Origin of the sequence: Hymenobacter sp. B1770 (assembly GCF_049896385.1) — a bacterium.
GTDB lineage: Bacteria > Bacteroidota > Bacteroidia > Cytophagales > Hymenobacteraceae > Hymenobacter.
This window is the reverse complement of the sequence record NZ_JAFCUF010000004.1, coordinates 266,082-281,144: the sequence shown is the minus strand read 5'-3', so window position 1 is coordinate 281,144 and position 15,063 is coordinate 266,082. Positions and strand designations below refer to the sequence as shown.

Genomic DNA, 15,063 nt, shown 5'->3' with positions numbered 1-15,063 from the left:
GCCTCCCCGCCTACTTCCTCCCCAGACAATTAGGCACCGAATGCTATGAAAACAGCCCTCCTTTTGCTGCTCCCGCTGCTCCTGCTGGCCGCCGCGCCGGCCCGGGCCAGCAGGAGCAGTACAGCCAGTACATGAACAACAATTACATCCTCAACCCCGGCGCCACCGGCGTGGAGGATTATATCGACGTCAAGTTCAGCTACCGTACCCAGTGGACGGGCCTGGAGGGCGCGCCCAAAACATATTACGCCAGCGCGAACTCCTCGCTGGGCAAGTGGCGCAGCACCCCCAAGCGCACCGTCCGCGACCGGCGCCGGCCGTTTCATGCCGTGGGCGGCCTGGTGTACAAAGACGAAACTGGACCCACCAGCCGCACCAGCGCCTATCTTTCCTACGCCTACAACTTGGTGCTGATGCCCGACCTGCGGCTGGCGCAGAGCGTGTCGGCGGGCATGCAGCAGTTTGCCGTCGACGGGCAGCAGCTCCGCTTTTTCGACCCCACCACGGTGGCCGCCAGCGCTGCCTCGCGGGTCCTCGACGGGTCGGTGGGCCTGTGGCTGTACAGCTCCACGTTCTACGTGGGCGTGTCCGGCGCGCAGGTGCTGGGCAACCAGCTCAACTTCTCCTAAGGCCCGAACCTGCTCGACGCGGGTGCGCCCGGCAACACCCTGCGGCGCTACTACTTCGCCACTTCGCCACGGCCGGGGTGCGCGTGCCCCTCAGCGACGACTGGTCGCTGGTGCCGTCGTTGCTGGTCAAGGCCGTGCGCCCGGCCCCGCTCTCGGTCGACCTCAACGCCAAGCTCAAGTACCAGGACCTGCTGTGGTTCGGGACCCCGTGGCGGGCCTTCAATTCGGCCGTGGCCATGGTGGGCCTGAGTTACGAGCAGTACACGTTGGGCTACTACTACGATGCTGGACTCTCTGAGCTCGCCGGTACTATGCCGGGCGGGCCGATTTGTTTTTGTTGGAATGGGACGAGGACGTATTGGCTGCCAGCAATGTGCGGGTGGAGCGAGAGTGGGTGGCTTCGCGAGGCGAGGCATTTGCCCACGTTTTTGGGGTGGTGCCGCTAGCGGCCGTACGCCGGGTGTGGCCCTTTGGGCCAGATGCAGACGGCGGGTTTCAATTGCCTGAAAATTTAAGCATAGCGCAATAAAAATAATCGGTGAATGCAACCTATTGCCGTGGGAATGCATCTTCTCGCGAGAAGCACTTTCCATTCGACCGGTCTTATGCTGCCTTTATCCTCTCGCTCCCTCTGTTTGCTAGCTGGGCTGGGGCTCGCCTCTACTGCCTGTGCCCCCACCTACCAGCTGGGGCTAAAGCCCGCTCAGTCGACGGGCTTGTTTAAGGATGGCCGGGAACAGGTGCTGGCCGTGGCCGACAGCGTAGAAGTCCGGCTGAGCTTTGTGTGCTACGAGCCCACACGGGTGGTGTTTGAAGCCGAGTACTACAACCCCACCAAGCGCACGCTGGTCGTGGACCCGGCCGCATTTCAGTACGAGGCCAGCCGCGTGGCCGCTTCACCGCTACCCGAAGGCCAGAAGACCAAGCGGCCTAAGCCACTGCCTGGCATGGAAGTAACAGCGGCGGTGGCCGCCGCCAGCATGGCTCTGCCACTACCCCCGCTGCCGCCGCAAGCGCTGGCAGCCTTCGACCCCGAGCCCGAAATAACGGCGCTGAAAGAGCGGGCCGACAAGGAGGCCATGAAAGCAGCCCGCGTCGATTGGCTTGGCCTGGCTTTGGGCGTGGCCAGCATCGCTACGGACGTGGCCAGCATCACGCGCAATAATGAAACCCGCGCTCAGTACGAGACCCGTGCCGCTATTCGCGATGCTGCTTTCACCTACAATTCCATTTCCAGCGCAACTAAAATCGGGCACGCAGTAGCCGCCGAAGTGATGCAGGCCCGCGCCGCCGACTTGCAGGAGTATGCCTTGCGCAAGGTGACGCTGGAGCCCGGCTTTCAGGTGCGGGGCTACCTCTACTTCCCGCGCTACGACGCTGCCGATGGCCTGGTAGTGAAAGCCCCCGTGGGCAGCAACGCCGTGCCGCTGGAGTTTGTGCAGGTGCGTAAGCGTCTGTAAAACAGCTTGTTTCACGATTTTGTACGGTGCAATTGCGTTGCCCGAGCGGATGCATGAGCAGCCTTGTTGGCATTTAAAGGCAGTGCCGTGCGGTCAGGAGCAAATAACGCGGCGGGCAGGGCTATTGCTTTCGGTGGGTAATTTGCGCGCAGTCCCCATTTTTAACCCAGCATGCTTCCTACTCCCGCCTCTAATCCTGTCCTTGCCAAGCCAGACTACGGCGATGTTCCGCGCGGAAACACGCAAAAGAACGTCAACCGGGAAGTGTTGCGCCTTGTGCTCGAACGCTCGGGGTTGGGGCCAACCAGCAAGGTGCTGGACACCTCCTGCGGAGACGGGGAGTTTCTGACTGCCTTGCGGCGCTACTGGCCCGCAGCGTCCCTTACGGGCTGCGACATCAAGCCCACCCTACCCGCGGTGGCTGGCCTGCGCTACGAGCAAGTCGACCTCACCCAACCATTTGATTTAACCGACAGTGGCAAGCCTTTTGACCTGATTACGTCCATCAGTGGGGTGATGATGTTTGGCAATACGCGCACCTTCATCGAGTCGTGCGTGCGGCAGCTGCGGCCGGGCGGAGTGCTGGTGGTCACCAACGACAACGTGCTGGCCGTGCGCGACCGGCTGTCGTACTTGTTTCTGGGCCGGGTTAGGCGCTTCAAGCTGCTTTTCAACCACGATGAGGCCATAACGCAGTTTGTGCAGCAGCAGGAGCTAAAACGCCTGCTCGAGCGCAACGGGGTAGAGCTGCAGGAAGTAGTGTACACTTCTTTTTACGCCGAAGATTTACTGTTTCTGCCCTTCGCCCTGCTGGTGTTTCCCTTCCAGTGGTTCTACCTACGGCGCTTGCGCAACCACACGGGGCACGCGTTGCGGCAGCAACTGTTCGGATTTCGTTCGCTGCTGGGGCGGCATTACATTCTTGTGGGCCGCAAGCATGACAATCCGGCCCTTTAGCGGCTGACTTGTCGGGGTAGACTGCTTGATTCAAGCAGCGGTTCCGAAAAACAGCACCCGCTTAACGAACACGGGTCCGCCATGCTCAGCATGACGGACCCGTGAATGACGCAGCACAGGCTTTGGCTGTGCATCCGCTTTGTAGTCGCAGCTTAAACCAACTCAGCTAGTTCCAGCCAGCGTCCCTCTTTCTGCTCCAGCTCTTTTTCGAGAGCTTGCAGGCGGGCGCCCCATGCAGCAAATTCCTGCGGGGTGCCGGTGCCGCCGTTGAGCTTAGCCGTAATTTCCTGCTTCTCGGTTTCCAGGGTGGCCATGGCTTTTTCAAGCTGCTCATACTCCTTTTTCTCGGCGAAGGTGGCGCGGCGCTTAGCCGGTGCCGCGGCCGCCGGTGCGGGAGCGGCCGGGGCTGCGGCCGTCACTTTTGCGGCAGCGCGGGCAGCTTTGGCAGCCTTTTCTTCGGCTTCGATGGCGGCTTCGGCTTCGCGCTCTTCCAGGTACTCACGGTAGTCGGTGTAGTTGCCGGGGAAGTTGAGCACGGCCCCGCCGGGCTCCAGCACAAACAGGTGCTCGGCGAGATGGTCGAGGAAGTACCGGTCGTGGCTCACGATGAGCAGGCAGCCGGTGAAGTGCAGCAGGAAGTCTTCCAGAATGTTGAGCGTGGCCAGGTCCAGGTCGTTGGTTGGCTCGTCAAGAATCAGAAAGTTGGGGTTTTTGATGAGCACGCGCAGCAGCTGCAGGCGGCGCTTTTCGCCCCCGCTCAGCTTGTTTACCAGCGTGTACTGCTGGGCCGGCGGAAATAGGAACAGATTAAGGAACTGGCTGGCTGTGAGTACGTCGCCATTGGCCAGTTCCACCACTTCGGCCACTTCCTTCACGATGTCAATGACGCGTTGCGAAGGGTCGAATTCCAGCTCGGTCTGGGTGTAGTAGCCAAATACGGTATTCGTGCCCACGTCGATGGTGCCGGAATCGGGCTTGAGCTTGCCCGTGAGCATGTTGAGCAGTGTGGATTTGCCCGCGCCATTCGGTCCCACCAATCCAATCCGGTCCTTCTTTTTAAAGACGTAGCTGAAATCATTCAGCACCACGTTGTCGCCGAATTTTTTGTTCAGGCTGTCGGCTTCGATGATTTTGCCGCCCTGGCGGGTGGTTTTCACGCTCAGCTCAATCTGCTGCTTGTTGAGGTTGGTGCTGGCCTTTTCCTTGGTCACGTAGAAGGCGTCGATGCGGGCCTTCTGCTTAGTGCCGCGGGCCTGGGGCATGCGGCGCATCCAGTCAAGCTCTTTTTTGAAGAGCTGGCGGGCCTTCTCCACTTCCACGGTTTCGCGCATCTCGCGGTCGGCTTTCTTCTCCACGAAGTAGGCGTAGTTGCCCTGGTAACGGTACATCTGGCCTTTGTCCAGCTCCACAATTTCATTGGCCACTTTGTCCAGGAAATACCGGTCGTGGGTCACCATCAGCAGCGTGAGAGTGGGGGAGGACAATCGGTTTTCCAGCCACTCGATGGTGGCCAGGTCCAGGTGGTTGGTGGGTTCGTCAAGCAGCAACACGTCGGGCTCCTCGATGAGCACGCGGGCCAGGGCCACGCGCTTGCGCTGCCCGCCCGAGAGCTGGCTCACGTTGCGCGTCAGCAACTCGCCCAGGATGCCGAGGCGCCCCAGAATCTGTTGCACTTGGGCTTCGTAGTCCCAGGCGTTGAGGGTGTCCATCAGTTCCATCACCCGCTGCAAGTCATCGGACTTGTGGTTGGGGTCGTTCACCACGTGCTCGTAGTCCTTAATGGCTCGGAGCGTGTCGTTCTGGCTGGCGAAGATGGTTTCTTCCACGCTCAGGCTTTCGTCGAACACGGGCTGCTGGCCCAGGTAGGTTACGCGGATGCCTTTGCGTACGCTCACTGAGCCGGTGTCAGGAATTTCGAGGCCGGCCAGCACGCGCATGAGCGTGGTTTTGCCGGTGCCGTTGATGCCCACAAAGGCCACGCGCTGGCCTTGCTGCAGGCCAAAATTCAAGTCTTTAAAAAGCCAGCGGTCGGCGTAGTTCTTCGAGATATTCTCGGCGGATAACAAGTTCATAGGCCACAAAGGTACGGCCGGGGCGGGTGGGGTTGGAAAGTCGCATTACTGGGCTCTCTAATTTATTCAGTGAATAAAAGAGGTACGCCACTGAATTCTCGTAAAGAATCCCGAATGATTTTAGGGTAGTTTCGCTTTTCAGCCCCAATATGTTGACTTCCCTCCACCTAATTATGAAATTCGTTTTACTATCATTTCTCATGCTTCTTGTAGGGCCCTTATTCGCCCAGAATGCAGCGATTCATAACCACAATTACTATGATTATTATGTAGGCCCTACTTCGATGAAGGGTGATGTAGTTGGGCCAATCCAAAAATTGAAAAGCAAGCGTCTCGGTTATAACTGGCTGCGTAGAGATGAAATAACTCCAATCGTAGTGGAAGAAATGAAGAAGGCGGGTTACGATGAAGTATTTGCTAATCGTTTATATCGCCTCGATTCAGCCCAATATGTGGTGCTGGCGGCTTGTTCCTACAATTCAAATGTTGGATTTCTTTATTCTGAAGGCCATTCAGCGATTCCATCAAAAGAAACTCGTCAGCCTCGAAAGCTCATTATGTCCAACGGCAAGTACGACTTTGTACAGTTTGCCGGTACCGTTACCGGAGGAAATGAAGTCATTAAAATAAGCAAGCTGCCCAGCAACATTATTGTACTGGCCGAGGACTGGTATTGGTATCAATACACAGATAATTCGAGTGACAATAAGTATCTAGTCACCAAAGAAGATATTATTCGGGTGCTGCGACAAGATATTCAGGAGAAATTAGCTATAGCGGCGAAGCCTAAGACACGGTAGGTTCTCCAGTGGCTTCCGACGCTACCCGTTGAGGCAGTTGCGTGGTCGAAACGCTCACCGCGATTAGCATCCCGTTGCGCGAGTTTAGGGCAAAGTAACTCGTGGCCACTTTTTAAGGTCAATAAAAATACCTCCGCAGAGGGCTGGTGTAAGCCTGCTTTCAGCGCTTGGAACCGAATGAGGCTGGTCCGCGCTTTGCTAAGCGGGGTAACGCACTTGCCAATTCTTCCTGGCAGGGCGCTCCACATCCTAAGCCTCTTCTTTCCATGAAATTTACTCAAGCCTTTATTGCCTGGTTGTTGTTTTTTGTTACTAGCCTTGCTGCAACCGGCCAAACTGCTAAAAGCCCGGCGGTAAAGTATCCTGCCAGAACCAGTGTCGGCAGCTCCACACCAATCAAGCGCATCGTATTCTTTGGCAACAGCCTCACGGCCGGCTTCGGTGTAGCGGCCAAGAGCAACCTGCCCAGCCTGATTGCTCAAAAAGTGGACTCCGCGGGCCTGCCGTACCAGGTAGTCAACGCCGGGGTAAGCGGCGAAACCACGGCTGGGGGCCTGCGCCGCGTGGGCACGGTGCTACGCCAGCCAGCGGATGTTTTTGTGCTGGAGCTCGGGGCCAACGACGCATTTCGCATGGTTCCAGTAGCTGAAATTCGCCGCAACCTGCAAGGCATCATCGACGCCGTAAAGCGCAAGAACCCCAAGGCACAGATTGTCATCGCTGGCATGCAGATTCCCGGCTTGTTCGGGGAAGGGTACATCACCGAGTTTCAAGGTGTTTTTCGCGAAGTCGCCACCAAAAACCGGGCGGTACTCATTCCGTTCCTGCTAGAAAACGTGGGCGGAGTGCCCGAGCTGAACCAGCCCGATGGCATTCATCCCACGGCAGCGGGCTACCGCGTAGTAGCCCGCACCGTGTGGAATAAGTTGGCGCCGTTGCTGGAAGCCCCGACGCCGACCTCCCGGTTATAGCTGGCTGGCTTTCGCCGGTTCAGCCCGCGTCAGAGCATCTTTTTGGTCAGTATATGCACAGGTTCGACGCCCTAGGCGTCCGACCGGTTGTTGTTAGGACTCTCGATTAGGATTGTTCTGGCAACAACCGGTCGGACGCTTAGGGCGTCGGACCGGCAAGCGCATACCGAGTCGAAAACAGCTTTAGCAGTGAGCCTACTGCTTGGCCCGCTCGGGGTGTTGTACCGGAATGGGCAGTTGCTTAAACGACTGCTTTTTCAGGTCGGCCATGATAACCTCCACTGCTTTGGCCAGCTGGGGGTCGGCGCCGTTCTGGGTGGTGTTGGGCAGCACGTCGACTTCGATGTCCGGTGGTACGCCTTCGTTTTCAATTTCCCACTTCCCCTCGGGACTGTAGATGGCAAAGCTGGGCGAGGTGATGCTGCCGCCGTCGATGAGTGTCGGGTAGCCCGAAATGCCTACCAGGCCGCCCCACGTGCGCTTGCCCACGATGGTGCCCAGCCCGCGCCGCCGGAAAAAGGCCGGCAGCGCGTCGCCGCCCGAGCCCGCAAACTCGTTCACCAGCATCACCTTGGGCCCGTAGATGGACGCGCCCGGCGAGGTAAAGGCTTTGCCTTCGCGCGGGGCCCAGTAGCTGAGCAGCGGGCGGTTAAGTAGGTCGAGGATGTAGTCGGCCACGAAGCCGCCGCCGTTGAACCGCTCGTCGATAATCACGGCTTCCTTGTCGAGCTGGCTGAAGTAGTAGCGGTTGAAAAACTCGTAGCCCTCGGCGCTGGTGTTGGGCAGGTACACGTAGGCCACGCGGCCGCCGGTCAGCTCGTCTACTTTGCGGCGGTTGTCTTCTACCCAGGCTATGCGGCGCAGGGTGGCCTCGCTGGCCACGGGCACCACCGTTACTTCGCGGGCACCGCGCAGGGTGGGCTTGTCGTTCACGGTGAGGGTGAGCTGCTTGTCGACGGTGTTCTCGAAAAAGCTGTACACGTTGTCGGAGGCCTTCAGGGGGCGGTTGTTCACGGCCAGCAGGTAGTCGCCGGGGCGCACGTTCACGCCGGGGCCGGTGAGGGGCGCCCGCATGCCGGGGTTGAAGCTCTCGCCGTTGAACACGCGCTTGAAGCGGTAGTGGTCGTTCGCCACCTCGTAATCGGCCCCGAGCAGGCCCACTGGGTTGGGCGTGAGGGCGGGCATGTCGCCTGGACGCACGTAGTTGTGGCCCACCACCATTTCACCCATCATTTCCGCAAACAAATAGTCGAGGTCGGCCCGGTGCGCCACGTGGGGCAGGAAGGCGGCGTACTTTTTCCGGGTGGCGGGCCAGTCCAGGCCGTGCATGTTGGCGTCGTAGAAGTAGTCGCGCTCGAGGCGGTACACCTCGTTGAACATCTGTTCCCACTCGTGGCGCGGGTCGATGTAGGAGTCCAGGGCCGTGAGGGCCAGCTTGCCGTCGGTGGCAGTGGGCTTGCCGCCGGCTTCTACGATGCCGTAGGCGTTTTTGGGGGCCATGTAGAGTAGCTTCTTGCCATCGGCGCTGAGGGCGTAGCCGGTCACCTCGGCCAGGAACACCTCGTCTTTGCGCTCCTTCAGGTCGAAGCGGTGCAGGCGCTGGGTGGGTTCGGGGGGTGTGGCCGTGGGGCCGGCGGGGGCCGTGGCCGGTTGCGCTTCGAGGTAGAAGAGCTTGCCGGCATCGGCCACTTCCAGGCTGCTCAGGCTGCCCACCGCCGAGCCGGGCACCACCAGAATGCGCTGGCTCAGTCCCTCGGCGTCGATAACCACTTTCACGCCGGTGGGCTTGGGCGCTTTGAGGTCCTTAACGGCCACTTTGGGCGCGGTGCGATTGCCCACGGGTTTGCCCACTGCCACGGAGTCGGGCCGGGTGGCGGCGTCTTTTTCTTCGTCGCTCTGCGGGGCGAAGGGCGAGTCATCCTGCTTGTTGAGCACCGCCACGTAGAGCGTGCGCTTGCTCACCCGGTCGTACGACGTCATGTCGAGCCAGTGGGTGCGCAAGCCCACATCGGTACTGGCCGTGAAGAAGAGGTGCTTGCCGTCGCGGCTGAAGGCAGGGGCGGTGGCGTCGCTGCGGCCGTCGCTCACGGCCACGCGCCGCCCGGTGGGCAGGTGGTACACGTACACCGACCGCAGGTGGTTGGGCATCAGCACCGAATACGCCAGCCACTGGGCATCTGGCGACCACGCCGGGTCCATCACCGGCTCGCCCCGCACGGGGCCAAAGGCATCGGTGGCCACCTGCACCGACTTCTTGGTGGCCAGGTTCAGGTACCACAAATTCAGTCGCTTATCGGTGTAGGCAATTTTCTTGCTGTCTGGCGACCACAGCGGGTGGAAGTAAAACGACGGCACCCCCAGCGAGTAGGCTTGGGCGGGCTTGGTGCCGCGCTGGTCCTGCACCATCAGCTGGTACTCGCCCGAGGCATCGGAGAGGTAGGCAATGCGCGTGCCGTCGGGCGACCAGGCAGGGTACCGCTCGTGCGAGGCATCCGAATGGGTCAGGTTGCGGCTTTCGCCCTTTTTGGCGGGCACCGTGAAAATATCGCCCCGGGCCTCTACCACGGCACGCATGCCAGTGGGCGAAATAGCCGCCGTGCGGACCATGCTGCTCACGTTGCGGTACTGCGGCCGCAAAGCCAGCACTTCGGGCGTGATGCTGATTCTCAGCGCGGTGCCTTTGCCCGAAGCGGTATTGAAAACGTGCAGCCGCCCGGCCTGCTCGTACACCAGCTCGTCGCCGTAACCGTGCAAGGCTTTTACGTCGAAGTCGGCGTGGCGGGTCAGCTGCTCCACTTTTTTTGTGGCGGGGTCGTACACAAACACGTTGTTGGCACGCTGCCGGTCGCTCAGGAAGTACACCTTGCCGCTCAGCCAGCGCGGGCTGGTGTCGGTGGCGTTTTCGTGCGGAATTTCCTCGGTGGCCAGGGTTTGCAGGTTGGTGAGCCAGATGGGGCCGGTGCGGCCGCCGCGGTAGTGCTTCCAGGTGCCGGTGGCGTCGGTGAGGTGCGTGTGGGCCAGGGTTTTGCCATCGGGCGAGTAGCTGCCTTTTTCGCCCATCAGCAGGGGCAGGCGGGTGGGCAAGCCGCCTGCGGCAGGCACCGTAAACAGCTGCAGCGAACGGGCGTAGGCTTCCTGTGAGCTGCTGAAAAGGATGCTTTTGCCGTCGGGTGTCCAGTCGCGCACCACATCGGCCGAAGGGTGCCAGGTGAGGCGACGCGGCTGCCCGCCACTCACAGCCACCACGTACACGTCGGGGTTGCGGTCGTAGTCGCCCGTGAAGGCTATCCACTGGCCATCGGGCGAGAAGTGGGGGCTGGTTTCCACGCCCGGCCCCACGGTGAGGCGCTGCGGGTTGGAGCCGTCGCGGTTGGCCGTCCAGATGTCGCCGGCGTAGCTGAAGGCCAGCTTGTCGCGGCTCAGGGCCGGTTCGCGCAGTAGCAGGGTTTCGGTGGGGGCAGTCTGGGCCAGCGCGGGGCTGCTCACAAGCGCGGCCAATGCCAGCAAAAAGTAGGATTGGGACATGAAGCGAATTAACAGCTTAAAAGCCGAGAATGCTAACCCTGGCCAGCCCAGTTCTTAGTGCCTCACCGTGGGCCCAGCGTGCTTATCCTTCTCCCCGCAGCACCTCCAGCGGCGAGCGGCGCAGCACATCGCGGCTGTTGAGCAGGCCGATGCCGGCCGTGAGGGCCGTCACCAGTGCCGCCAACCCCAGCAGGGGCAGGGCCGCTGGCCCGAAGCCAACCTCAAATACGAACACGGCCAGGGCCCAGGCCGCCAGCACCGCCAGGCCAATGCCCGCCAACGCGGCCAGCAAGCCCAACAGGCCATACTCAACCAGCGTAATGCCGAGAATGTCGCGGCGGCTGGCGCCCAGCGTGCGCAGCAGCACGCTTTCGCGCACCCGTTGGTAGCGGCTGATAACCACTGAGCTGCTGAGTACCAACAGCCCGGTAAGAATGCTGAAACCTGCCATGAAGCGCACCACAAAGGAGATTTTGCCCAGAATATCTTCCAAGGTTTGTAAAATCAGGCCCAAGTCGATGGCAGACACGTTGGGAAACTCGCGTACCAGCGCCTGCTGCACGGCTGCGAGGGAAGCGGTGCCTTCGGTATGCGTGAGCAGCACATGAAACTGCGGCGCATTTTCCAAGACCCCGGCCGGAAACACCACCAGAAAACTGGGCTGCACCTGGCTGCGGTCGACTTCGCGGGTGCCGCCCACTATGGTGCGCAGCGGCGCGCCCTGCACGTTGAAATCGAGGGTGTCGCCCAGCTTCAGCTTGGCGCGCTCCAGGTAGCTGCCTTCCACGGAAATGAGCGGGGTGCCATTGGCATCCAGGGTAGGAATGCTGCCAGCTAGCAGCTTTTCCGAGGAGTTTAGGGAGTCGCGGTAGGTGACGCGATATTCGCGGGTGAGCACCCACGGCGGCACGCCGTCGACGGTGTCTTTCTTAATCTCCGAAGTCCTGCGGCCGTTGATGGACGTCAGCCGCATCGTGACGATGGGCACGCGCTGCAACACGGGCAGCCGCTGTGTCCGAAGCAGCTCTTCTACGCCGGCTTGCTGCTCGGGCTGGATGTCGAAGAGCACCAGGTTGGCTTGCGATTCCTTGGAGGCGAGTTGCACCCGGCCCAGCAGCAGCGCTTGCGAGAGAAAGAGGGTAGCCAGCAGAAACGTGCCCAGGCCAATGGAGGTGACCAAGGTGAGCGTCTGGTTTTGCGGTCGGTATAAGTTGGCCAAGCCCTGGCGCCATACGTAGCCCCAACCAACTGGGAAGAAGCGGCGCACCAGCGCCATGAGCAGACGGCCCACGCCGGCCAGGGCAGCAAAGGCCGCCAGCAGGCCCGCCCCAAAGCCCAGAGTAAGCTTCCAGTCGCGGGTTTGCGAGTAGGCAAAGCCTAAAATGAAAACCCCAATAATGACCATAACCACCCCACGCACGGGGTCGGGCGTGGCGGTATCGTCTTCGAAGGCCACGCGCAGCACCCGCAGCGGCGACACGCGCCGGATGCTCAGGAGCGGCAGCAGTGCAAAGAGCACCGCCATCAGCAGGCCGGTGGCCAGGCCCGTGAGCACCGCCGGCCACGATACGCTTACAGTGATGGCCACCGGAAGAAAATCGTCCAGCACCCGCGGCAGCAGGCCCTGCACGGCCGCTCCCAGCGCGGCGCCCAGCACCGCGCCCACCAATCCCAAGCCGGTGGTCTGCACCAAATAAATGAGTAGGGCCTGGCGCCCGCTGGCGCCCAGGCAGCGCAGCACGGCCACGGCGGCCAGCTTTTCGCGCACGTACAAGTTGACGGCGCTGGCCACGCCCACGCAGCCCAGCAGCAGGGCCACAAAGGCCACCAGGCTTAGGTAGCGGGTGAGGTCGGCGAAGGAGCGGCCAATCTGTTTCTGGCGGCTGGCTACGGTATCGGTGTCAATGTCGGCCTTGTCTAAACGGGCTTGCAGGGGTTTTATGGCCGCCTCCACGTCGGCCCCGGGGGCAAACTGGAACGAGCGCCGGTACTGCACCCGGCTACCCTGCTGCACCAGGGCCGTGGCTTTAACCAGCGACTCCGGAATAAACACCGTGGGCGCCACCGCCGTGCTGATGCCGGTTTGGCCCGGCGTTTTCAGCACCCGGCCGATGATGGGCAGCGTGACCTTGCCAATCTGCACCGAGTCGCCAATTTTAGCGTTGAACTGGGCCAGCAGCACATCGTCGACCAAGGCGCCGGGCGCGGCCCCCGGCTGCGAAAAGCGTTGAGCAGCCGTCTGGGGCTCGGTTTTCCAGTCGCCGTAGAAGAAGCCGCCGTCGCGGGCGCGCACCTGCACCAAGCGCACCCCGCGGCCGGGGCGAAACTCTACCAGCGAGGCAAAAGCTGTTTCCTGCGTGCGGGCCGCACCTAAGCTGTCGAGAGCAGGCTGAAGGCTCTGGGGAAACCGCCGGCCGCTGGACGAGAGCACCAGGTCGGCCCCGACCAACTCCCGCGCCTGCTCGTTCACGCTCAGCGCAAGGTTATCGCCAAACGACCGAATGCCCACCAGGGCCGCAATGCCCAGGATGATGCTGGCCATGAACAGCAGCAAGCGTGCCCGACTGCGGCGGCTGTCGCGCCAGGCCATGCGCAGCAGCCAGCCCAGGCCCGGCCGGGCAGTGGGTCGGGGCTTAAGCACTGGGCTGGGCATAAGTCGAGTTTACAGAATCGGCCAGCACGGCACCGCCACGCAAGCGCAGGGTGCGCTGGGTGCGGGCCGCCAGCTCCAGGTCGTGCGTGACGAGCACCAGGGTAGTGCCGGCTTCGCGGTTCAGCTCAAACAGCAGGTTCACGACCCGCTCGCTGGTGTCGGGGTCGAGGTTGCCGGTGGGCTCGTCGGCGAAGAGCAGGGCGGGGCGGTTGGCAAAGGCGCGGGCCAGGGACACGCGCTGCTGCTCACCGCCCGAGAGCTGGGCCGGGTAGTGCTGGGCCCGACTGGCTAGGCCCACGCGGTCGAGCAAGGCCAGGGCAGTTTTGGACGCCCCGCGCTGGCCCCGCAGCTCGAGGGGCACCAGCACGTTTTCGAGGGCCGTAAGGGTGGGCAGAAGCTGAAAGTTCTGGAAAATGAAGCCCACGTGCTGGTTGCGCACGGCGGCGCGCTGGTCTTCGCTCAGGTTGTCGAGCTGGATGCCATTGACCCACACGCTGCCCGAGGTAGCACGGTCGAGGCCAGCGCACAAGCCCAGCAGCGTGGTTTTGCCCGAGCCCGATGGGCCTACAATGGCAAAGGTGTCGCCCGCCTTCAGCTCGAAGCTCACGGCGTTCAATACCGTGAGTTCGTGGCCGGCACTGGCGTACGTCTTAGTGAGGTTATCGACTCGGAGAATGCTCATGCAATAGATAAAAATCGAGAATGTGGTCGCTGGGCAACAGCCGGACGCGCGAGGTGCTCGGGCCCATTGCAGCTGCTCGGCAACGGAATCGGGGTAGGGCGGGCACGCAACCGGGCCGCTTGTCGTTCGTTACGAGTACAGAAGACGCCAAAACCGGCGCTATGTTTTCCGCTTTTCCGGCTTTGTGCCCAAAATGCTCTCCATGACTTTCGTTCGCTTGTCCTTTGCCCTGCTGTTTGCCTTCGCTCTTGGCGCCTGCAACTCCAACTCTTCCACCGACGCTACCACCGCACAGTCTAAGTCTCCAACTGCCAAAGGCCCAGGCTTGCAGCAACGCAGCACGACCGGGAAAAGTGTGTTATTTTTTGGCAATAGCCTTACGGCGGGCTACGGCGTCGAGCCCGAAGAAGCCTTTCCCGCGTTGGTCGGCAAAAAAATTGACTCTCTGGGCCTCGGTTATGAAGTCATCAACGCCGGGCTGAGCGGCGAAACCACCGCCGGGGGGCGCAGCCGTGTGGGCTGGGTGCTGCGCCAGCCCGTAGATGTATTTGTGCTGGAGCTGGGCGGCAACGACGGCCTGCGCGGCCTGCCGCTCACCGACACCCGCCGCAACCTGCAAGCCATCATCGACACAGTGCGCCGCCGCAGCCCCAACACTCAAATTGTGCTGGCTGGTATGCAGATTCCCCCCAACCTGGGCCCTTCTTATGCGGCTGACTTTAAGGCGATTTATCGGGAAATTGCCGATAAGAACGAGCTGGTGCTAATCCCATTTCTCCTAGAAGGCGTGGGTGGAAACCGCCGCCTCAACCAGCCCGATGGCATCCACCCCACACCAGCGGGCCATCGCATCCTGGCTCGCACTGTGTGGACCGTGCTGCAGCCACTGCTCGAAGCGCAAGCCAGTGCTCAGCAAGCGGCCGACAGTGCAGCGTTGATTATGCAAGAAGGGTGAGAGGCGTTTTCGGTTGCCGCTGCACTAACCCGTAATTCTTGACTCAGTGTACTGATTATCAAATCACACGCAGGCCGTTCACGTCTATCTCATCGCGCAACAACTCCAGGTTACGATAGGAGAGGGGGCGTCCGGATGCAGTGCTGAGGTCGGGTAGGGCCGCGCGGGCGGCGTCAAGGGTAAGCTGGGTAAACTTGCGCTCGCCGAGGTAGATGGCCACCGGGCGGCCCAGGCGACCATTGTGGTCGGCCAGGGCGTGGTCAATTTCGGCCAGGATGATGCTCATAAGAAATAGATATCCGGAATAGGCACGAAATATAGGAGCTTTTTGAGAAATCGGAAAGCTCGCTCCCGAAAAA

General features: G+C 61.3%; 11 protein-coding genes and 2 pseudogenes. 8 read left to right on the top strand and 5 right to left on the bottom strand.

Features of this window, described 5'->3' with window-relative positions:
- Positions 1 to 116 precede the first annotated feature (116 nt).
- From ACP7AJ_RS10385 to ACP7AJ_RS10365, 5 genes and pseudogenes are all read left to right on the top strand, one after another.
- Positions 117 to 629 (top strand): annotated as a pseudogene (locus ACP7AJ_RS10385) (PorP/SprF family type IX secretion system membrane protein); the annotation flags it as partial.
- Positions 554 to 925 (top strand): annotated as a pseudogene (locus ACP7AJ_RS10380) (type IX secretion system membrane protein PorP/SprF); the annotation flags it as partial. The pseudogenes ACP7AJ_RS10385 and ACP7AJ_RS10380, both read left to right, overlap by 76 nt.
- A gap of 32 nt (positions 926 to 957) precedes the next feature.
- Positions 958 to 1,158, top strand: a complete 201-nt coding sequence (locus tag ACP7AJ_RS10375) for a hypothetical protein (protein ID WP_426060127.1) — start codon at positions 958 to 960, stop codon at positions 1,156 to 1,158.
- 76 nt (positions 1,159 to 1,234) lie between these two features.
- A complete protein-coding gene (locus ACP7AJ_RS10370) occupies positions 1,235 to 2,089 on the top strand; it encodes a hypothetical protein (RefSeq protein WP_426060126.1) in 855 nt (284 codons plus the stop codon).
- Between the two features lie 171 nt (positions 2,090 to 2,260).
- Positions 2,261 to 3,046, top strand: coding sequence for a class I SAM-dependent methyltransferase (locus ACP7AJ_RS10365; protein ID WP_426060125.1), 786 nt, complete (start codon positions 2,261 to 2,263; stop codon positions 3,044 to 3,046).
- Positions 3,047 to 3,198: 152 nt separating this feature from the next.
- Here the strand turns inward: ACP7AJ_RS10365 and ACP7AJ_RS10360 are convergent, their stop codons facing one another.
- Positions 3,199 to 5,118, bottom strand: a complete 1,920-nt coding sequence (locus ACP7AJ_RS10360; protein WP_426060124.1) for an ABC-F family ATP-binding cassette domain-containing protein — start codon at positions 5,116 to 5,118, stop codon at positions 3,199 to 3,201.
- A gap of 173 nt (positions 5,119 to 5,291) precedes the next feature.
- Here ACP7AJ_RS10360 and ACP7AJ_RS10355 point away from each other — a divergent pair, with 173 nt between their 5' ends.
- Both ACP7AJ_RS10355 and ACP7AJ_RS10350 read left to right on the top strand, forming a co-directional pair.
- The gene (locus ACP7AJ_RS10355; RefSeq protein ID WP_426060123.1) at positions 5,292 to 5,918 is read left to right on the top strand and encodes a hypothetical protein; all 627 of its coding nucleotides are present in this window, start codon (positions 5,292 to 5,294) and stop codon (positions 5,916 to 5,918) included.
- Between the two features lie 266 nt (positions 5,919 to 6,184).
- Complete coding sequence (locus ACP7AJ_RS10350) at positions 6,185 to 6,889, top strand: arylesterase (protein WP_426060122.1); 705 nt, start codon at positions 6,185 to 6,187, stop codon at positions 6,887 to 6,889.
- A 195-nt stretch (positions 6,890 to 7,084) separates the two neighbouring features.
- On the opposite strand, the gene ACP7AJ_RS10345 is transcribed toward ACP7AJ_RS10350, so the two are convergent.
- The 3 genes from ACP7AJ_RS10345 to ACP7AJ_RS10335 all read right to left on the bottom strand — a co-directional run bounded on the left by ACP7AJ_RS10345 (position 7,085) and on the right by ACP7AJ_RS10335 (position 13,749).
- Complete coding sequence (locus ACP7AJ_RS10345) at positions 7,085 to 10,414, bottom strand: S41 family peptidase (protein ID WP_426060121.1); 3,330 nt, start codon at positions 10,412 to 10,414, stop codon at positions 7,085 to 7,087.
- A gap of 82 nt (positions 10,415 to 10,496) precedes the next feature.
- On the bottom strand, positions 10,497 to 13,067 hold the full coding sequence (locus ACP7AJ_RS10340; RefSeq protein ID WP_426060120.1) for an ABC transporter permease: 2,571 nt from the start codon (positions 13,065 to 13,067) through the stop codon (positions 10,497 to 10,499).
- On the bottom strand, positions 13,048 to 13,749 hold the full coding sequence (locus ACP7AJ_RS10335) for an ABC transporter ATP-binding protein (protein WP_426060119.1): 702 nt from the start codon (positions 13,747 to 13,749) through the stop codon (positions 13,048 to 13,050). The genes ACP7AJ_RS10340 and ACP7AJ_RS10335 overlap by 20 nt, the downstream gene beginning before the upstream one ends.
- Positions 13,750 to 13,951: 202 nt before the next feature.
- Here ACP7AJ_RS10335 and ACP7AJ_RS10330 point away from each other — a divergent pair, with 202 nt between their 5' ends.
- Positions 13,952 to 14,704: an arylesterase gene (locus ACP7AJ_RS10330; protein WP_426060118.1), complete on the top strand. Its 753-nt coding sequence runs from the start codon at positions 13,952 to 13,954 to the stop codon at positions 14,702 to 14,704.
- 58 nt (positions 14,705 to 14,762) lie between these two features.
- Here ACP7AJ_RS10330 and ACP7AJ_RS10325 read toward each other — a convergent pair whose 3' ends face one another.
- Positions 14,763 to 14,990, bottom strand: a complete 228-nt coding sequence (locus ACP7AJ_RS10325) for a hypothetical protein (RefSeq protein ID WP_426060117.1) — start codon at positions 14,988 to 14,990, stop codon at positions 14,763 to 14,765.
- Between the last annotated feature and the right edge of the window lie 73 nt (positions 14,991 to 15,063).